17 protein-coding genes are annotated in these 18,922 nt (G+C 68.7%); 7 read left to right on the forward strand and 10 right to left on the reverse strand.

Annotated elements, in window-relative coordinates; all coding sequences use genetic code 11:
• The first annotated feature begins 3 nt into the window (after window positions 1-3).
• From ROJ8625_RS03070 to ROJ8625_RS03085, 4 genes are all read left to right on the forward strand, one after another.
• Entirely contained in the window at window positions 4-927 is a 924-nt protein-coding gene (locus tag ROJ8625_RS03070) for a manganese-dependent inorganic pyrophosphatase (RefSeq protein ID WP_085790359.1), read from the forward strand.
• A gap of 77 nt (window positions 928-1,004) precedes the next feature.
• Window positions 1,005-1,676, forward strand: coding sequence for a phosphoglycolate phosphatase (gene gph, locus ROJ8625_RS03075; RefSeq protein ID WP_306372286.1), 672 nt, complete (start codon window positions 1,005-1,007; stop codon window positions 1,674-1,676).
• A gap of 42 nt (window positions 1,677-1,718) precedes the next feature.
• The gene (locus ROJ8625_RS03080; protein WP_085790360.1) at window positions 1,719-2,591 is read left to right on the forward strand and encodes a TIGR01459 family HAD-type hydrolase; all 873 of its coding nucleotides are present in this window, start codon (window positions 1,719-1,721) and stop codon (window positions 2,589-2,591) included.
• A 137-nt stretch (window positions 2,592-2,728) separates the two neighbouring features.
• Window positions 2,729-3,172 carry a MaoC family dehydratase gene (locus ROJ8625_RS03085; RefSeq protein ID WP_085790361.1) on the forward strand — a complete coding sequence of 148 codons (444 nt, stop codon included), beginning with the start codon at window positions 2,729-2,731 and terminating at the stop codon, window positions 3,170-3,172.
• Between the two features lie 33 nt (window positions 3,173-3,205).
• Here ROJ8625_RS03085 and ROJ8625_RS03090 read toward each other — a convergent pair whose 3' ends face one another.
• From ROJ8625_RS03090 to ROJ8625_RS03100, 3 genes are all read right to left on the reverse strand, one after another.
• Window positions 3,206-3,745: a tetratricopeptide repeat protein gene (locus ROJ8625_RS03090; protein WP_085790362.1), complete on the reverse strand. Its 540-nt coding sequence runs from the start codon at window positions 3,743-3,745 to the stop codon at window positions 3,206-3,208.
• 63 nt (window positions 3,746-3,808) lie between these two features.
• On the reverse strand, window positions 3,809-4,771 hold the full coding sequence (locus ROJ8625_RS03095; RefSeq protein WP_085790363.1) for a YVTN family beta-propeller repeat protein: 963 nt from the start codon (window positions 4,769-4,771) through the stop codon (window positions 3,809-3,811).
• Between the two features lie 63 nt (window positions 4,772-4,834).
• Window positions 4,835-6,013 (reverse strand): lanthanide ABC transporter ABC transporter substrate-binding protein PedA1, encoded by a 1,179-nt coding sequence (locus ROJ8625_RS03100; protein ID WP_085790364.1) that lies wholly within the window; start codon window positions 6,011-6,013, stop codon window positions 4,835-4,837.
• A gap of 179 nt (window positions 6,014-6,192) precedes the next feature.
• Here ROJ8625_RS03100 and pedF point away from each other — a divergent pair, with 179 nt between their 5' ends.
• Window positions 6,193-6,873, forward strand: a complete 681-nt coding sequence (pedF, locus tag ROJ8625_RS03105; protein WP_085790365.1) for a cytochrome c-550 PedF — start codon at window positions 6,193-6,195, stop codon at window positions 6,871-6,873.
• Window positions 6,874-6,881: 8 nt separating this feature from the next.
• Window positions 6,882-7,787 carry a substrate-binding periplasmic protein gene (locus ROJ8625_RS03110; protein ID WP_085790366.1) on the forward strand — a complete coding sequence of 302 codons (906 nt, stop codon included), beginning with the start codon at window positions 6,882-6,884 and terminating at the stop codon, window positions 7,785-7,787.
• Window positions 7,788-7,842: 55 nt separating this feature from the next.
• Here the strand turns inward: ROJ8625_RS03110 and ROJ8625_RS03115 are convergent, their stop codons facing one another.
• The 7 genes from ROJ8625_RS03115 to ROJ8625_RS03145 all read right to left on the reverse strand — a co-directional run bounded on the left by ROJ8625_RS03115 (window position 7,843) and on the right by ROJ8625_RS03145 (window position 17,450).
• Entirely contained in the window at window positions 7,843-10,419 is a 2,577-nt protein-coding gene (locus ROJ8625_RS03115; protein WP_085790367.1) for a cation:proton antiporter domain-containing protein, read from the reverse strand.
• Window positions 10,420-10,484: 65 nt separating this feature from the next.
• Window positions 10,485-12,893 carry a heavy metal translocating P-type ATPase gene (locus tag ROJ8625_RS03120; RefSeq protein ID WP_085790368.1) on the reverse strand — a complete coding sequence of 803 codons (2,409 nt, stop codon included), beginning with the start codon at window positions 12,891-12,893 and terminating at the stop codon, window positions 10,485-10,487.
• Window positions 12,894-12,984: 91 nt separating this feature from the next.
• On the reverse strand, window positions 12,985-13,434 hold the full coding sequence (locus tag ROJ8625_RS03125) for a hypothetical protein (protein WP_085790369.1): 450 nt from the start codon (window positions 13,432-13,434) through the stop codon (window positions 12,985-12,987).
• A gap of 207 nt (window positions 13,435-13,641) precedes the next feature.
• Window positions 13,642-14,316 (reverse strand): GntR family transcriptional regulator, encoded by a 675-nt coding sequence (locus tag ROJ8625_RS03130; protein WP_085790370.1) that lies wholly within the window; start codon window positions 14,314-14,316, stop codon window positions 13,642-13,644.
• A gap of 104 nt (window positions 14,317-14,420) precedes the next feature.
• Entirely contained in the window at window positions 14,421-15,200 is a 780-nt protein-coding gene (locus ROJ8625_RS03135) for an ATP-binding cassette domain-containing protein (RefSeq protein ID WP_085790371.1), read from the reverse strand.
• Window positions 15,197-16,276, reverse strand: a complete 1,080-nt coding sequence (locus tag ROJ8625_RS03140) for an ABC transporter permease (RefSeq protein WP_085790372.1) — start codon at window positions 16,274-16,276, stop codon at window positions 15,197-15,199. Before ROJ8625_RS03140 ends, ROJ8625_RS03135 begins: the two co-directional genes overlap by 4 nt.
• Window positions 16,277-16,415: 139 nt before the next feature.
• Window positions 16,416-17,450: a sugar ABC transporter substrate-binding protein gene (locus ROJ8625_RS03145; RefSeq protein WP_085790373.1), complete on the reverse strand. Its 1,035-nt coding sequence runs from the start codon at window positions 17,448-17,450 to the stop codon at window positions 16,416-16,418.
• 254 nt (window positions 17,451-17,704) lie between these two features.
• Between ROJ8625_RS03145 and ROJ8625_RS03150 the strand changes: the two genes are divergently transcribed.
• The gene (locus ROJ8625_RS03150) at window positions 17,705-18,889 is read left to right on the forward strand and encodes an ROK family transcriptional regulator (RefSeq protein WP_085790776.1); all 1,185 of its coding nucleotides are present in this window, start codon (window positions 17,705-17,707) and stop codon (window positions 18,887-18,889) included.
• The last annotated feature ends 33 nt before the right edge of the window (window positions 18,890-18,922 follow it).

Below are 18,922 nucleotides of genomic sequence, written 5' to 3' on the forward strand. Positions count from 1 at the left end.
CCAATGACCATCCAGGTATTCGGCCACAAATCTCCCGACACCGACTCCACCGGCAGCCCTCTCATCTGGGCTTGGTACCTGAACGAGGTGCGCGGCGAGGACGCCCGCGCCGTCCTCCTCGGCGAGCCGAACACCGAGGCCGCGTTCATGCTGGACCGCTGGGGCTTCGACAAGCCCGAGATCATCGGCGACGTGGACGAAGGGGCGCCGGTCGCCATCGTCGACACGAACAATCCCGCCGAACTCCCCGCGTCGATCAACAAGGCCGACATCCGGTCGATCATCGATCACCACAAGCTCGTCGGCGGGATCGAGACCAAGGGGCCGATCCAGATCCGGGTGGAGCCGCTCGCCTGCACTGCCACCATCCTCTACAAGATGATCGGCAAGGACATGGCCCGCGCGCCGAAGTCGATCAAGGGCGCCATGCTGACCTGCATCCTGTCGGACACGCTGGCCTTCCGCTCGCCCACGACGACCCAGGAGGACAAGGCGATCGCCCATGCCCTGGCCGAGGAACTGGGCGTGGATGTCGAGGGCTACGCCGAAGAGATGTTCGCGGCAAAGTCCGATGTCTCGGCCTTCTCCGACGCCGAGCTTCTGCGCATGGATTCCAAGGAGTACGAGGTCGACGGCACCAAGCTTCGCGTCTCCGTTCTGGAAACCACGGCACCCGATCAGATCCTGTCGCGCAAGGACGATCTGAAATCCTCGATGGTCGATGTCGCCAAGGAAGACGGCGCCGACGAGGTACTGCTCTTCGTCATCGACATCCTGAAGGAAGAGGCGACGCTCTTGGTGCCGAACGACCGCGTGAAGGGGATCGCAGAGGCAAGCTTCGACACGCAGGTGTCCGGCGACACTGTCGTCCTGCCTGGCGTGATGAGCCGCAAGAAGCAGATCATGCCGGTCCTGAAGGCCGGCTGATCCCGCCCTCGCGCACGGCCGCACCCGCATTCGGGGCGGCCTGCGCCACGGCCCGAGGAGCCCGCCCGATCGCCCGCATCGTCTTCGATCTCGACGGCACGCTGATCCACAGCGCGCCGGATATACGCGCAGCGGCCAACGCCATTCTCGCGGACGAGGGTGCGGCGCCGCTGTCGCTGGCGGAAACGGTGTCCTTCATCGGGTCCGGTGCGCCGGTCTTCGTCGCGCGCATGCGGGCCGCACGCGCCCTGCCCGAGGACGACCAGCAGCGGCTGCTGCGCGCCTTCCTCGACCGCTACGAGACGGCGCATGCGCTGACCGAACCCTATCCCGACGTGGTGCGGACGCTGACGGCGCTTCGCTCGGACGGGCACCGGCTCGGCATTTGCACGAACAAGCCCGAGCGCCCGGCGCGCCACGTGCTCGACCATCTGGGGCTCTCCGCGCTGTTCGAGACCGTGGTCGGAGGCGATACGCTGAGCGTGCGCAAACCGGATCCCGCGCCGCTACACGCCGCGGCGGAGGCGCTCGGGGCGGGGCCGCTGCTTTACGTCGGCGACAGCGAGACCGATGCGGAGACTGCCGCCGCGGCGGACGTACGCTTTCTCCTCTTTACCGAGGGATACCGGCGGAGCGCCGTCGAGACGATCGCGCACGCGGCGCGGTTCGACCGCTTTGGCGACCTGCCCGGCCTGATCGCCGGCGCGCTCGACGGGGCGGCGCTTGCTGCGCCTCGACCCCCGGCATAGGGTCCGCCGCGACGTCCCGTCCAATCACCGAAGGCCCTCTCCATGACCCAGATCGTCGACTCCCTCGCGGAGGTGTCCGACCGCTACAGCGCGCTTCTCGTCGATCTCTGGGGATGCGTGCACAACGGCATCACGGCTTATCCGGCCGCCGTCGCGGCGCTGCAGGACTACCGCAAGACCGGCGGTCGCGTTGTTCTGCTGACCAACGCGCCGCGCCCGCGCGCGGACGTGGAGCGGCAGATTGCGCGCATGGGCGTGCCCGAGGACGCCTGGGACACGATCGCCACGTCGGGCGACAGCGCGCGCGCGGCCATGTTCCGTGGCGCGGTCGGCCGCATGGTGTGGTTCGTGGGGGAGGATCACGATGCGGGCTTCTTCTCGCCGCTGAAGGTCGTGGATGATCCGCTCGACGTTCAGAAGGTACCGCTCGAGGAAGCCGAGGGCATCGTCTGCTGCGGCCCGTTCGACCCGCATGCCGAGCCCTCCGTGCTGCGCCCGGAGCTGCTTCTGGCCAAGCAGAAGGGGCTGAAGCTCCTCTGCGCCAACCCAGATATCGTGGTCGATCGCGGCGACCGGAGGGAATGGTGCGCCGGCGCGATCGCGCGCCTCTACACGGAGATGGGGGGCGAAAGCCTCTACTTCGGCAAGCCGCACCCGCCGATCTACGACCTCGCGCGGATGCGCCTGTCGGAACTGGGCGAGGTCCCCGCCACGTCGGACATCCTCGCGATCGGCGACGGAGCGCATACCGATATCGACGGCGCGATGGGCGAGGACATCGATTCGCTGTTCATCACGGGCGGGCTCGCTGCCGCGGAGACGCGGACCGACCGGCAACCCGACCGTGCGGCGCTCGAGGACTATCTCTCGCGCGAGCAGATCTCGCCCAGCTACGCCATCGGCTACTTGCGCTGAGCGTTGCTGCACAGCCCCGCGACCGCCCTCGCGACCAAGGCAGCGCTTGATCTTTGGCGCCTGTAGCGCAATAAAGTTGCGAGATTGCGCCCAGACGGCGCCAAATATTTCCGGGCGATCCATCGATGGGGGCTGACATGTTCGACAACCTGCCGCGTGGGACCATCTGCATCGAGGATATCGAGATGGGCATGACCCGCTCGATCGAAAAGGAGATCACCGACCGCGACATCGAGTTGTTCGCCGAGGTCTCGACCGACCGCAATCCGGTCCATCTCGACGAGGACTACGCGCGCGACACGATCTTCGAAGGGCGCATCGCGCACGGAATGCTGACTGCCGGGCTGATCTCTGCCGTGATCGGCGAACAGCTTCCGGGTCATGGGACCGTCTACATGGGCCAAACTCTGAAATTCCTCGCGCCGGTCCGCCCGGGCGACCGGGTTCATGCCGAGGTGAAGGTCGTCGACATCGACGTGGCCAAGCGACGGGTGACGCTCGACTGCCATTGCTCGGTCGACGGCAAGAAGGTTCTCATCGGCGAAGCCAAGGTTCTGGCGCCATCAAGAAAGTTCGACTGAACTTTTTGACCTCCAACGCGCCGCGCGGCGCGGTCAGAACAGCGGTGCGTATTTCCAGTTGTCGGCGTCGGGCGTGACCTCGTCGAGATCGTAGCCGGCCGAGCGCAGTCGTTCGGCCGCGTCCACGCCGGCTTCCGCCGCCTGGTCGACGAGCGCGCGGCCGGCTTCGACGTCCTGTGCGACGCCGTGCCCGCGGATCAGGTTGATGCCGTGGTTGAGGGCCCCGATCGGGTCGCCCGCTTCCGCCGCGCGCCGGTCCCACCGCGCGCTGGCATCGGGGTTGTACTCCCCGCCGAGCCCGTTGTTGTCGAGCTGGCTCATCCAGGTCATGGCGCCTGTGTAGCCGGCTTCGGCGCAGCGCTCGAACAGCGCGCGCGCGGCGCCGTGCTTGCCTGATTTCGTCAGCATGTAGCCCGAGGCGCAGGTGACCATGTCCGTGGCCCCGTTCTCGGAATTCTCCAGAACGCGGCCCCACGTCATCTCGTCGGGGTTGAGCGTGCCGTACTCGTCGGCCAGCGACGGACCGGCAGCGAGCGCGCAGCCCAGTATCGCCATGAAGCGGATGCGATGCATGATCGTGTCCTCACTGCCAGAACCATAGCACGGCGCGGCGGGCCGATCAGCCCGCCGGTTCGTTCAGTCGGTCGGACGGAACGCGGCACCCCACGGAAAGCGCCCGACCTTGATCGTCTTGATCGCCTCGCGCGCGGCCACGTCCACGACAGTCACGTCTCCCGAGACGCCGTTGGTGGTGAAGAGCCGCGAGCGATCCTCGTTGAACTCCATGTGCCAGACGCGGCGACCCACCAGCAGGTAGTCCTCGACCTCGTAGGTCTCCGCGTTGACGAAGGCGATGTGGTTCGACGGCCCGAGCGCGACCACCGCATGCGTGTCGTCCGCCGTCATCTCGAAGCCGACGGGCTGCACCCGGTCGGGATGGATGCGCGGAAGCTCGAACCCGATCTTCGCCTTCTCGGTCTGGGTCTCGACGTCGAAGACGGTGATCGTGCCGCCGATCTCGGAACTGACCCAGAGCTCGGTGCCGTCCTTGACGAACTCGGCATGACGCGGCCGCGAATCGACGAGCGTATTGGCGAAGAGCTCCTGTGTTTCGGTGTCGATCCAGTGCGCCATGTTCGTCGTTTCGGACGTGGTGATGGCGATCGTGCCATCAGGCGACACGGCCATGCCCTCGGGCTCGATGCCCACGTTGATCTGGGCCACGACCTCGCGCGTCTCGGTGTCGACGACCGTGGTGATCGCGTCGTCCTCGTTGGCGATGTAGAGATGCCGGTTGTCCGGAGCGAGCGCGAATTGTTCGGGATCTTCGCCCGACGGCAGGTCATGCAGGATCTCGCCCGAGTCGGGATCCATGACCTGGACCGCGTCGCTGTCCGAGGCGCAGATGTAGACGACCGAATGATCGCGCGCGAAGGTGATGCCGCGCGGGCGTTGCCCGGTCGAAATCGTGCGCGTGACCTCCAGCGTTTCGGTGTCGATCACGCTGATCGTGTCGTCCTTTTCGTTGGTCACCCAGATCTCGTCTGCCATCGCCGGCGCGGCAAGAATGGCGGTCGAGGCAAGAAGCGTGCGCAACATGGCAAAATCAATCCTCTGAAAGGCGGCGGACCGAGGCCGTGGCCGCGGCCGGCGAGGCGTGGGTCAGGAAGCGTCGAAGGCGGTGCAGCCGGCCTCGGGCGCGTCGAGGCCAAGCGAGTCGAGCGGGTTGAGCTGATGCAGGAAGCCCTCGAGCGGGGCCTGTGCCGCGAGCGCGCGCGCATGCACGAGAGGGATGGGCTGGCGCATCTGGCCGTTCCAGTCGCGGAAGGTCAGCGGGCTGCCCTTGAAGCCCGCGAGCTCGAAATCCGGACCGAGCAGAAAGGCGCGGAGCGTCGGGGCATCGGCGGCTTCGGTGCGGGTGACGGCCTCGCCGATGGACCGGATGGCGGCCCAGGCCCCGTAATCCGCCGGCCGCATGTCTCGGCCCGCCGCATCGGTGAAGCGCGATTGCAGCTGCGCCGCGCCCCATTGCTCGACCACCGGCGCCCACGTCGCGGGCACCAGCCCCTCCGACCCCGCGATCGGCCGCGGGATCCACGTGTTGTAGGGAATGTAGCGGGCGAAATCCCCGATCTCGTCCGCCACCAACAGGACGTCGTACTCGCCAAGGTCCTGAGTGAAGAGCGGCACTTCGGCAGCCGCGTTCCGGCGCATGTCGGCATCGAAGCGCCACTCGGCGCGCGAGCCGATCTCGAGGCCGAACTTCGTCGCCGAGGATTCCAGCGCCTCGGCAAAGGCCGCGTCCTCGGGCTGTGGGCCGGTCACGAGCGCGAGGTCGCGCCACCGCCGTTCGACCAGCATCTGCATGAGCGCGTCGGTGCGCATGGCGTAGGAGGCGGACGTGTGCAGGAGGTTGGCGCGGCACGCCGCGCCGCGGAGCGTCGTGTCCTCCTCGGTCGCGTTGAACAGGAGCGCGTCCTGTGCCTCCGGCAGGTCTGCGGCAGCGAGGATCGCGTCGCGCGGCGCATCGAGCACCAGCAGATCGGTCTGACCGAGGGCCTCGGCGGCCGCGGCGGCGAAGTCGCCATCCTCCGGCACCTCGGTCACGGTCATCCCCCACGTCTGGCCGAGAAATCCGCCGGTGGTACGGTTGTCCGCAAGCCCGACCTCGGCCCCCGCGCGCCCCAGATCCTCGGGCAGCGGATCGAGGTTCGACAGGGTCGGCGGCGTCGGCGTCACCTGCCGCAAGTAATGGATCTCGACGTTGACCTCGGCGGCGGTCGTAGCGACCGTGCCGCACCACATCACCGCCGCGACGCAAAGCGTGAACGACTTTCGCATGGTGTGTCCTCCCTTGCCGATCACGCTACGCAATCGCGCCGCGGCGCCTCTATCCGACCTAAGTCGTGCGGCGCCGCGCCGCTCGCGCCACGAAAGTCCAATTCCACGCAACCGGGGCCCCGGATTAGACCGATTGAAGAGGAGACACTCACCTTTTGCGTTCCACGGGAGGAGCCACCATGACCCATCCGCTGATCCGTCCCGCCGGGGCCGCGCTCGTGCTCGCCTGCGCGGCGAGCCTCGCGCTGGCGCACGGCGACGTCGCGCCTCAGCCCGTCGATACCGGCGCACTGCCCGAGATCGGCGAAGAATGGCTGACCGAAAACCCCTACCGCGCCGACGCCGTGGGCGAAGATGTCTGGGCCGAGGCCGTGCGCATCGGCGCGTCCGGCTACAACCAGAACTGCGCACGCTGCCACGGGCTGGAGGGCATCTCCGGCGGGCTCGCGCCCGACCTTCGCTTCCTCGAGGCGGAGGAATACGGCGACGAGTGGTATGTCGAGCGGTTCCGGCACGGCTATACCCAGAACGGTGTCACCAAGATGCCGGCGTTCGGCGAGCTTCTGGGGCAGGAAGCCGCATGGGCGATCCGGACATATGTCGAGACGCGGCCAGACGGCGCGACGATGGAGGCGCACAGCGCCGAGTTGAAGGAGATACGCGACTCGCTCGAAGCCGGGTCCGCCGACGCCGAGACCGCGCAGGCCCGCCTGTCCGAAATCGCTGCAGAAATCGAGACGATGTCGGGCGCCCCTGTCGCCGACAGCGTCGCCTTCCGTGCGGCCAATCAGCTCGCCAACGGCGCGGACCAGGCGCAGGCCGCCGAGACGCTGACGATCGGCCTGTCGGCCGCGAACTGAGCCCGCCGATGCGCTCTCTCCTCCGGTCCATTGGCCGGGCGGCGGGGATCCTCGTGATCCTCGCAGCGCCGGCGTTCGCGCAGGACCCCTGCGCCGACTACGTGCCGCAACCCAAGCCGCAGAACACCGCGCGCGACATCGTCGGGCAGGACATCGACACCATTCGCGAACGCGGCTTCATGACGTTTGCGGTGTACGAGGATTATCCGCCCTATTCGTGGGAGGACGGCGGCCAGCCCCGCGGAATCGACGTGGACCTCGCGCGCCTCATCGCCGAATACGTCGGCGTCGAGCCACGGTTCCGGTTCGTCGCCGCCGGCGAGAACCTCGATGCGGATCTGCGCAACCACGTCTGGAAAGGGCCGATTGTCGGCGGCGCGGTGTCGAACGTGATGATGCGCGTGCCCTACGACAGCGCATTTGCCTGCCGGGTCGAACAGGTCACCTTTACCGGGCTCTACCATCGCGAAAGCGTCGCCATCGCCTATTCGGAGAAAGACTATCCCGACGCGAAGCCGGTGCCGGCCTATTTCCGTTTCGATACGGTCGCGGTCGAGAACGACTCGATCTCGGATTTCTACCTGTCGAGCTTCGCCGGCGGGCAGACGGGGGCGGGCGTGCGCCGCTTCGCCGACATGGAAGAGGCGATGGACGCCCTAGCCGCGGGCGAGACGATGGCCGCGATGGGACCGCGGGCGCAGCTGGAATGGGGGCTCGAGGACGGGATCGGGGTGCACGCGCCCCCGCTTCCCGGCTTTGCCAAGGCGGAATGGAACCTCGGCGTCGCGGTCCACTTCGCCTACAAGCCGCTGTCCTACGAGGTCGACGATGCGATCCGCTACGCGATGGAGGACGGGCGCATCGCGGCGATCTTCGAGGGTTACGGGCTGACCTACGCACCGCCCGAATGGTGATGGTGCCGGGCCGCGTTTCGTGGGCCGTCGACCTACGGACACGTGGCCCGGCGCGTTACTCCGCCGCTTTCGATGCCTTGTCTGGCGACTCAGCGGCCTCCCGTTCGCGCTTTTCTGCCGCGCGGCGGCGCTTCGCGATGCGCTCGAGTTCAGGCACCTCGATCCCGCGCTTTTCCGCGCTCTTGCGCACGGCGGTCTGGATCGCCTTAGAGCGCCGCAACAGCCGGCGGAAACGCTCCTCGTCGAGCGCGAGAAGCGTCGATGGCGCGATTGCGCGCACCTCCGCGCGCCGCGCGCTCTTGGTCAGCATCGCGAGCTGCCCGAAAAGTTCGCCCCGCCCAAGACGCCAGCTCTGGTTGGAGGCGCGCAGCTCCACCGCGCCCGAAGCGATGAAGTAGACGGTATCGGGCACGGAGCCGCGCGTGACGATCACGTCACCCTCGTCGACGTAGCGGGTCACCAGCGCGCGCGACAGACGCTTGAGCGTCGGCTCGTCCAGTTCCGAAAACAGCGGGAACTGCTTGGCCAGTTCGGCCTTCTGCAACACGATGTCGAGCGCCGGGCGCCGGTCCTCGCGCGAGAACCGGCGATCGAGCCGGTGCAAGAGGTCGGTGTGAAGCTCGACACCGATCAGCCCCTCCTCGAACAGCAGATCGTATTCCCGCTTTTCCAGTCGCAGCGCCGTGCGCCGGATGAAGCGGCGCTCGAGTTCCTCCGCGTAGCCGGGGTATTGCAGCCGCAGGCCATCGAGTGCCTGTTCCACCGCCTCGCCCCGCTGTTCGAGGAGATCGTGCAGGATTTCGGCGACACGGCGGCCATGGATACGGCGGATGCGCGTGTCGATGAACGTATCGAGGTCGCGCAGCACAAGACCCTGAAGCAGGAGGATCTCGAACCGGTCGGCCGTCAGCCGCGCCAGTGGATACGAGATGCCGAGCCGGTTGTAGATCCGCACGGCGAGCTTGAACGACGGATCGATGCCGACCGCGCGCCGCGCCGCACGACGATACCCAAGCCGGCCCGATTGCCGCGCCTGCTCCAGCAGCCGGTCGACGTCCGACAGGATCCGTTCGGTCAGCCGTGGCGACACGGCGCGTTCGCGGAACCGGTCGAGGATCATGTCGCGCTCCGCCCCCGCAAGCGCGATGAGCCCGAGCGTCACGCGGTCGCGATCAAGGATCTCGGCCGAGTTCTCGGCCGCCTTCACCGCGCCTTCGAGCCGTTCGCCGAAGCTCTTGGCCTCCGACCGGACGATATCGCGCGACAGGCCGTAGTTTTCCGTCGCGCTCGAGACGTCCTCGCGCACGCTTTGCAGCGCTACGGCGACGACCTGCTTGGCGAGGGCTGCATCGAGCGGCGACAGCGCGTCGAGACGGAGCCGGGAGATCACCAGCCGCAGCGTCGAGCCCTGGATCACGAGGGTAAAGAGCGTGTAGCCCGTCGCCAGCACGCCGACCATGCGCTGAATATCGTCCGGCACCCGCGCGCTTTCGGTCACGGCCAGCGCCAGCGCCAGCGTCACCGCTCCGCGCAGACCACCCCACAGGATCGCCGTACGGTAGGGCCGCTCGACATACGGCGACAGGCGCAGCCGGGCGAGCGCCGGCAACAGCCCGAACAGGATCAGCGCGCGCGCGAGGAGCGCCGCCGCAGTGACGACCAGGATCAGCCCGACATCGGTCCAGTCGAGCCCTTCGAGCAGCCGCGGGATCAGCAGCGCAGCCAGAACGAAGATCAGCGCGCCGGACCAGTGGGCCAGCAGGTCCCACATCTCGCGCATGTTCTGCCACGTGCCCGGCGACAGCGCGCCGGGCGCGCTTACGTTCACGGTCAGTCCCGCGGCCACCACGGCGATGACACCGGACGCGCCGAGGATCTGCTCGGCCGCGATGTAGGCGAGGTAGGGCACAGCGACCGACAGCGACAGCTGCGCCAGCTCGAAGCGCCCGAAGGCCGCCATGGCCATCACCGCCGCCTGACCGAACAGGACGCCGACGCCCGCACCGCCAAGCAGGATCAGCGGGAACCGCGCCAGCGCCGGCCCCAGTTCCGGATCCGGCACGCCCTGCATCACGAAGCCCATAAGCAGGCCGAAGATCGCGATGGCCGCGGCATCGTTCATCAGGCTCTCGCCCTCGACGATGCGGGCAAGCCGCCGCGGCGCCGCGATGGAGCGGAAGATCGACACGACAGCGGACGGGTCCGTCGTCGAGACGATGGCCCCGACGAGAAGGCATGTCACGATGCTCAAGCCCGACACGGTCGACAGCGACCAGCCGACCACCACGGTCGAGAATACGACCGCGACGACCGCGAGCACCACGATCGGGACCCAGTCGTCCAGCATCCGCCGCAGGTTCATGCCCAGGGTCACCTGAAACAGCAGGGTCGGCAGGAATACGTAGAGGAAGACGTTGGACCGGACGGGAAAGTTGAGGATCGCCTCCGCCACCGGATTGAGCGCGTCGGTCAGATCGGTGCGCAGAAAGAAGCTCGCCGCGGCACCGATGACGATGCCGAGACCCGCCAGGATCACCGAGTAAGGCAGCCGCAACCGACCGGCGAGCGGCTCGGCCACCCCGATGAGCACGAACAGGGCCGCGATGACGGCGACGACGACAACAACATCCATGACGGTGAGTTAGTCTAGCGCGGTCCGCGCAAAAATGCAGGCCGCGCGGCACGCCGCAGTGCGCGTCATCCGCGCGAAAGACCGCGCAGGCGCAGCGCGTTGGTCACCACGAAGACAGATGACAGCGCCATCGCCCCGGCCGCCAGCATCGGCGACAGCAACAGACCGAAGGCCGGGTAGAGCACGCCCGCGGCGACCGGGATCAGCACCACGTTGTAGCCGAAGGCCCAGACCAGATTCTGCCGGATGTTGGCCATGGTCCGGTGCGACACCTCCCGCGCTGTCGCCACGCCGGTGACGTCGCCGGACACCAGGACGACGTCGCCCGCCTCGATCGCGATGTCGGTGCCCGTTCCGATGGCGAGCCCGACCTCGGCCGCGGCGAGGGCGGGTGCGTCGTTGATCCCGTCCCCGACGAACGCCACCGGCCCGTGCTCTCGCGCGATGTCGGCCAAGGCTTCAGTCTTGTCGGCCGGAAGAAGACCGCCGCGCGCCTCGTCGACGCCGAGCGCACGTGCGACGGCCTCGGCGACGCGGGGACGGTCTCCGCTCAGGAGCGCGACGCGGAGCCCAGCCCCGTGGAGCGCATCGATCGCCTCTTTTGCTGACGGTTTCACCGGGTCGGCCACGCCATAGAGCGCGGCGAGGCGCCCGCCACGCGCCACGAGAACCGGGGTTTCGGCGCGCGCCTCGACGGCCTCCAGCGCATCCGCCAACGGGGCGAGGTCGATCCCGCTCTCTTCCATCAGCCTTGGCGAGCCGACGAGCAGCTCATCGCCCCCGACACGGGCGCGCAGGCCGCGGCCGGTCACCGACTCGACTGCCGAAACGGCAGGGCGCGGCCCGTCGGATGCGGCCTCGAGCGCACGCGCGATCGGGTGTTCGGAACCGGCCTCGGCGGCCGCAACGGCGCGCAGTGTCTCGTCGGGATCGCCCCCCGACACCGCGTGGCGCGATACCAGAGTCGGCGCGCCTTCGGTCAGCGTGCCGGTCTTGTCGAAGACGATCGTGCGAACGCCCTCGAGCCGTTGCAGCGCGTCACCGCGCCGAAACAGCACCCCCAGTTCCGCCGCGCGGCCGGTGCCCGCGAGGATCGAGACCGGCACGGCGAGACCCATCGCGCAGGGGCAGGCGATGATGAGAACCGACACTCCGGCGACGAGCGCGTGGGTCACCCCCGGCCCAACCGCGAGCCAGACCGCCACGGTCACGAGCGCGATGACCAGAACCGCCGGCACGAAGACACGCACCACGCGGTCGGTCAGCGCCTCGACCGGCAGGCGCGCGGCCTGGGCCTCCTCGACCATGCGGGCGATCCGGGCCAGCGCGGTATCCGCGCCAACGGCCGTGGCCCGAAGCGCGAGGGCGCCGGTCCCGTTGATCGTGCCGCCGGTCACGCGGTCTCCCTCCCCGCGCGCGACCGGTGCGGGTTCGCCCGTCAGCATGCTTTCGTCGATCCGCGACCGTCCTTCGATCACCTCGCCGTCGACCGGCACGGTCTCGCCGGGGCGCAGCTCCACGATGTCGCCCACCGCAACGGTGTCGGCGGGCACCTCTTCGACCCCGCCGGGCCGGCGCACGCGCGCGACCGCGGGACGACGCGCCATGAGCGCGCGGATCGCGGCGCCGGCGCGGCCCTTGGCCCGTGCCTCGAGCCAGCGGCCGAGAAGGATCAGCGTCACGATGACGGCGGCCGCCTCGAAATACACCGCGCGGGCCGCCTCGGGCAGCACGGCCGGCGCGACGGTGACCAGGGTGGAATAGAGCCAAGCCGCCCCGGTACCGAGCGCGACGAGGCTGTTCATGTCCGGGCTACGGCGCCAAAGGAGCGGCAGCCCTGTCGTGAAGAACCGCCGCCCGGGCCCGGCAAGGACGAGCGTCGCCAGCACGAACTGGATCCAGCGCCATGCCGGACCGAGCGTCGTCATCGTCCACTCGTGCACTGCGGGGATAACATGGCCCCCCATCTCGAGCACGAAGACCGGCAGCGTCAGCGCGCACGCGATGAGCAGGTCACGGCGCAGCGACGCCGCTTCGTCCTGGCGCTCCTCCGTCGGCTGGCTGTCTGCGGGAGCGGCCTCGTAGCCCGCCGAGCGGACGGCGGCCACGAGGCGGCCGTCATCCTCGGCGCCGCGAAGCACGGTCACCGATGCCGTCTCGGCCGCGAGATTGACCGAAGCGTCGGTCACGAAGGGCAGCGCCCGCAGTGCATCCTCGACCCGTGCGACACAGGACGCGCAGTGCAGCCCCGACAGCCGCAGGCGCCGGGTCTCCGTCCGCGCAGGATACCCGGCCTCCGCGAGCTTCTGCGCGATCGCCGTGGCGTCGCCGCCCGCGACCTGCGCCGTCGCCGTGGCGAGGTTGACGCTCGCCGATTGCACGCCGGGCGCGGACTCGATCGCGCGGGTCGCGCGTCCGGCGCAGCCCGCGCAGGTCATGCCGTCGATTTCGACACGGAGCATGGGATGGGTCACAGACGCACCCTCCTTTCAAAAAGGCAGATGGTGCCGCACAGTGGCACGCGTCAAGTGGACACCACGCCGTACATCGTCGGCGCAGGCCGGCTCAGTGCGTGCGGCTGTGGCACATCAGCAGTCGCGCCCGGCACTCTGCGCACAGAAGTGGCAGCCCGGTACGCTCTGCGGCATGCAGGAACGGAAGGAGCGCATCCGGCCGCAGCACGAAGGACGCATGCGCGAGCGCCTCCTCTCGTCCGCCGCGCGCGGCGGAATCAACGATGCGGCACAGAGCGTCCTCGTCCGCAGTCAGTGTTACCGCCTCGGGCGGCGCGATGCGCGGCGCGGTCCACGCAGACCGCGCAAGATGCGCCGACAGCGCCTCGAAAGCCGACAGGCAGTCGCGGGCCCGCGCGGGGCCTAGCTCGGCCGCGAGCGTGGCCCAGACATGCGCCTGTGCCTCGGGGCCCAGCGGCCAGAGCCGCAGCATGTCGAGCGTGCGGGCCTCCGGTCCGGTCAGATCGTGGAGCGTCCGGAACGGACGGCTGGTGTCGGTCATGTCGGGCGTTCCCACTGGGGCTGCGTCATACCTGATAAAAAATATCGGGAAAGTCAATCCTAAGCGTCGTGGCGCTCGGCGCTGCGCCGTCCGCGCGGCTGACATCGGTGGCAAGCCGAAGTCCGACGCGCCATAAATCGCTTACACCCGCCGCGCGGCACAGCACGGTTCGCGAAGACGATGATGATGAGACGCGCCCGCGCCCGGCTACAGGTCCGCCGGCAGCGGCTCGGGCCGCATCGCGCGGTCGAGCCCTTCGCGCGTCAGATCCCAGTGCTGAAGCGCGATCGCGGCGGCGGCCACGCCGTCGCGCGCCTCGATCGCGGCCAAGAGATCGCCGTGTTGCGACCCGGCCCGCTTCAGCTGCTTGCGGTCTTTCTTGTCGGCGGGGGCGTAGAAACCGACGGTCAGCCGCGTGATCTCGATCATCAGGCGGGTGTGCCCGGGAGCGAGGAACGGATTGCCCGCCAGCGACGAGACGCCCTCGTGGAACCGGTGATCGGCGAGCGCGGCCGCGGCCGGATCCTCGGCGGCGAGCGCGGCCTCGAAAGACGCCTGCTCCTCGCGTAGCGCCTGAAGATCCTCGCGGCGGTGCTCTTCGGCGGCCTGCCGGGCCAGCGCCGCGACGAGAAGTGACGCGCTCCGCAGGAGGCTGCGATACCCGACGAGATCGAGCTGGGCGATGGTTGGGGCGCGGTTGGCGCCGAGTGTGACGTAGCCCGCCCCACCGAGGCGCTGGAAGATTTCGCGCAACGGCGTTCGCGACAGCCCGTATTCGGAACACAGACGCGCCTCCTCGAGCGATGTGCCGGGTCGGAGATCTCCCGTCAGGATGCGGGCCTTCAGATCTTCTTCGATCCGGGCTTTCTCGGAGCGTGCCATGGCCGCCCTATACCGCCCGCCACCGCAACTCCGCAATGCTTCCGCCCCGGCGGCTGCCGGATGCGGGCACGCCACCGGCGTGGCGCGGCCCGCGTGGTTCGGGATCAGGCCGCTTCGCGGGCGCCGGGCGCTTCCTTGGCGCCGGTCATGTAGGCGACGGCGTCGTTCATCGAGATCTCCTTCGGGTTCACGACACAGAGCCGCTTGCCGAGGCGATGGACGTGGATCCGGTCCGCGACCTCGAAGACGTGCGGCATGTTGTGGCTGATGAGGACGATCGGCATGCCGCGCGCCTTTACGTCCTGGATGAGGTCCAGCACCTTGCGGCTCTCCTTCACCCCGAGCGCGGCAGTGGGCTCGTCGAGGATGATGACCTTCGACCCGAACGCGGCGGCCCGCGCAACGGCCACGCCCTGGCGTTGCCCGCCCGACAGGGTTTCGACCGGCTGGTTGATGTTCTGGATCGTCATCAGGCCGAGGTCATTCAGCTTCTCGCGGGCGACCCTCTCCATCGCCGGCTTGTCGAGGCGGCGCAGGAAGCGGCCCATCGGCCCCTGCTGGCGGATCTCCCGGCCCATGAACATGTTGTCGACGATCGACAGCGCGGGCGACATCGCGAGGGTCTGGTACACCGTCTCGATTCCGTGGGCGCGGGCGTCGATCGGCGAGTGGAAGTTCACCTTCGATCCGTCGAGCTTGATCTCGCCATCATCGGGGATCACCGCCCCCGACAGCGCCTTGATGAGCGACGACTTGCCCGCGCCGTTGTCACCGATCACGGCGAGGATCTCGCCCGGGTAGAGGTCGAAGTCGCAGCGGTCCAGCGCGGTCACCTTGCCGTAGCGCTTGGTCAGGCCGCGGGCGGTCAGGATGGGGTCGGTCATGCGGTCACCTTTCTGATCCACTGGTCGACGGCGACGGCGCCGATGATGAGCGCGCCGATGAGAAGGTAGGTCCATTGGGCATTCGCGCCGGCCATGCGCAGGCCAAGCTCGAACGTGCCCACGATGAGCGCGCCGAAGAACGCGCCCCAGATCGACCCGCGGCCGCCGAAGAGCGAGATGCCCCCGATCACGACGGCGGTGATCGACTGGATGTTTCCGACCACGCCGGTCGAGGCGGAGGGCGACACCGACCCGAAGCGGCCGATCATCACCCAGCCGGCGATGGCGCAGATGAACCCCGCGAGCATGTAGACCGACATGATCGTGCGGTGGCGGTCGACGCCGGCAAGCTCGGCCGCCTCGGCGTCGTCGCCCACCGCATAGACGTGCCGGCCCCACGCGGTGGAGCGCAGCGCATAGGCCAGCACGATCACGAGGACGATCATCGTCACCACGCCCAGCGTCACGATCGCGCCGCCCATCTCGAAGCGCACGCCCATAAGGCCGAGAAGCGGCGCTTCGGCGCGGATGTCCTGGCTGCGGATCGTCTCGTTCTGCGAATAGAGGTAGTTCGCCGCGAGCACGATCTGCCACATGCCGAGCGTCACGATGAATGGCGGCAGTTTCACCCGGCTGACGAGCCAGCCGGAGGCCGCCCCGATCGCCGTGCCGACGGCGAGGCCGCAGGGAATCGCGATGGCCGGCGGGATGCCGTAGCGAAAGCTGAACTGTCCCATGATAACCGAACAGAAGACCGCGATCGCCCCGACGGACAGGTCGATCCCGGCGGTGAGGATGATGAGCGTCTGCGCCGCCGCGAGGATACCGACGATCTGGACCTGCTGGAGGATCAGCGTCAGCGTCCCGGGCGAGAAGAACCGCGACCCGAGCGTCAGCCCGAAGATCAGCAGCGCCACCACCAGCACGATCAGCGGCACGAGCGCCGGCGTGACGTGCAATGCGTGCTGCAGACGATGGATGAGGCCCTTGCGGTTGTCCTCGAACGCGGCGACTTCCTGGCTCGCGCCCGACAACGAGGACTCGTAGTCCTGCCCCTTCGAGGCGGTCTCTGACATGGATTCCTCCCTCCGGGCCCGGCCCGGTCAGACATGGTCGGCGGTTGGTGCGCCCTGTTCGGTCAGCCTAGCACGGATTGCGGGCCGGATCGCGGGTGCGGTGGCCGGGGCGCCTGTCGCCCCGGCCGAACGGGGCCTGTCAGCCCCAGCAGAGATCGAGGCCTTCCTCGACGGAGATGGACTCGACGCCCTCGGCCGGGTCGTCGGTCACGAGCGCCACGCCCGTGTCGACGAAGTCCTTGCCCTCGGTGTTCTCGGGCAGCGTGCCGTCCTCGGCGTAGGCGGCAATAGCCTCGATTCCCAGCGAGGCCATGCGCAGCGGGTATTGCTGCGAGGTGGCGCCGATGATGCCTTCCTGCACGTTCTGGACGCCGGGGCAGCCGCCGTCGACCGACACGATGAGCACGTCGGACGGGTTGCCCATCGCGCTCAGCGCCTCGTAGGCGCCGGCGGCGGCGGGCTCGTTGATCGTGTAGACGACGTTGATTCCCGGATCCTGCGCGAGGCAGTTCTCCATCGCGGTCCGGCCGCCTTCCTCGTTCCCGGCGGTCACCTCGTTGCAGATGATTCGCTCGTCTTCCTCGTCGCCCCAGCGGCTCTCGTCCATCGGATCGATGCCGAAGCCGGTCAGGAACCCCTGGTCGCGCAGCACGCCCACGGTGGGCTGGCTGATCGCGAGGTCGAGCATGGCGATCTTTGCGTTCTCGGCCTCGTCGCCCATCTTGGCGGCCGCCCACTGACCGATCAGCTCGCCGGCGCGGAAGTTGTCGGTGGCGAAGGTCGCGTCGGCGGCGTCGACCGGGTTCAGCGGCGTGTCGAGCGCGATCACCAGAATGCCGGCATCGCGGGCCTGGCGCACCGGATCGACGATCGCGGCCGTGTCGGACGCGGTGATCAGGATACCGTCGACGCCGTTGGCGATGCAGGTTTCGATCGCCTGCACCTGGCTTTCGTGGTCGCCGTCGACCTGGCCGGCATACGAGTTGAGCGTGACGCCAAGCTCCTCGGCCGCCTGGGCCGCGCCTTCGCGCATCTTGACGAAGAACGGGTTGGTGTCGGTCTTTGTCACGATACAGGCCGAGATGTCGCCGTCCTGCGCGGCGGCGCCTTGCGCGCTAAAGAACGAGGCGAGCGCGGCGGCGCCGAGAAGGCCGGCCTTGCGGGTCATTGTCATGTCGTGTCTCCTCCCAGAACGTGGTTCGCCCGGCAAAGCACCCTCCGCGCTGCCGGTACGACCGAAGCGACGGTGCGCCCGCCGCGTCGTGCAAATCAACAAAAACGCGAGTCGGGGCGGCCTGTCAATAAATAAATCACTGTTATTTATTATTGACGCCACCGCCTGGCTCCGCAAGACTTCGACACTCTATCGCAACACGCCGAACACAGGAGACGCCTTTGCCCGCGGACCGCGACAGCACCGCCGATGACATGCCGATGGTCTCGGCGCGCGGCTCGAACCAGTCGGGCATGCGGGCGCACAACGAGCGCGTCGTGCTGAGCCTCGTGCGCCGCCACGGCGCCCTGCCCAAGGCCGATATCGCACGCGCCACGGGTCTCTCGGCGCAGACCGTATCGGTCATCATGCGCGGGCTCGAAGCGGACGGACTGCTGGTCAAGGGCACGCCCGTGCGTGGCAAGGTCGGCCAGCCGTCGGTTCCGATGTCGCTCGCGCCAGATGGTGCCTACTTCTTCGGGCTCAAGATCGGCCGCCGCAGCCTCGAGCTCATGCTGCTCGACTTCCGCGGGACAATCGTCGGGCGTCAGCGCGCCACGCATCGCTATCCCACGCCCGACGCCACCATCACCTTTGTCGAGGAGGGCGTCACGGCCCTGACCGGGTTGCTGCCGCCGCACGCGACCGACCGTGTCTCGGGCCTCGGCATCGCCATGCCATTCCGGATCTGGGACTGGGCCCGCAGCATCGGCGCCGCGCCGGACGCGCTCGACGACTGGCGCCACCGCGACATCCGGTCCGAGCTCGCGGAGCGGACGGGTCTGCCCGTTTTCCTGCAGAACGACGCGACCTCGGCCTGCGGCGCGGAACTCGTGTTCGGCCAGGCGCCCTCGGGCGGTGAGTTCCTGTATTTCTACGTCGGCACGTTCATCGGCGGCGGCGTCGTGCTGAACGGCAACGTCTTCTCCGGCGTCACCGGCAATGCCGGCGCGCTCGGGTCGATGCCGGTGCCGACGGCGGACGGACGGCGCCAGCTTATCGACGTGGCGTCGCTTTCCTGCCTCGAGACGCTGATCGAGAAGGACGGCGGCGACGCGTCCGACCTGTGGGAGGACTGGCGCGACTGGACCGTGGCCGACCCTCTGCTCGCGGCCTGGGTGGACGGCGCCGCGGCGGGCATCGCCCATGCGATCGCGGCCGCGTCCTCGATCATCGATTTTCCGAGCGTGATGATCGACGGCTGGATGCCGGTCGCCCTGCGTGCCCGGCTCGTCGAGGAAACGCGCGCGGCGCTGGCGCGGATCAATCTCGCAGGGTTGAACCCGCCGGCGATCGTCGAGGGCACGGTCGGCGCGGACGCCCGCACGCTCGGCGCAGCGAGCCTGCCGCTGTCGGAGCGCTACCTCGTCGATACCACTGCACTCCTGAACTACGGCTGAGGTCCCGGGGCCAGTTGGCTTCGCGTTGAGCGC

The organism is Roseivivax jejudonensis, from assembly GCF_900172265.1.
Lineage (GTDB): Bacteria > Pseudomonadota > Alphaproteobacteria > Rhodobacterales > Rhodobacteraceae > Roseivivax > Roseivivax jejudonensis.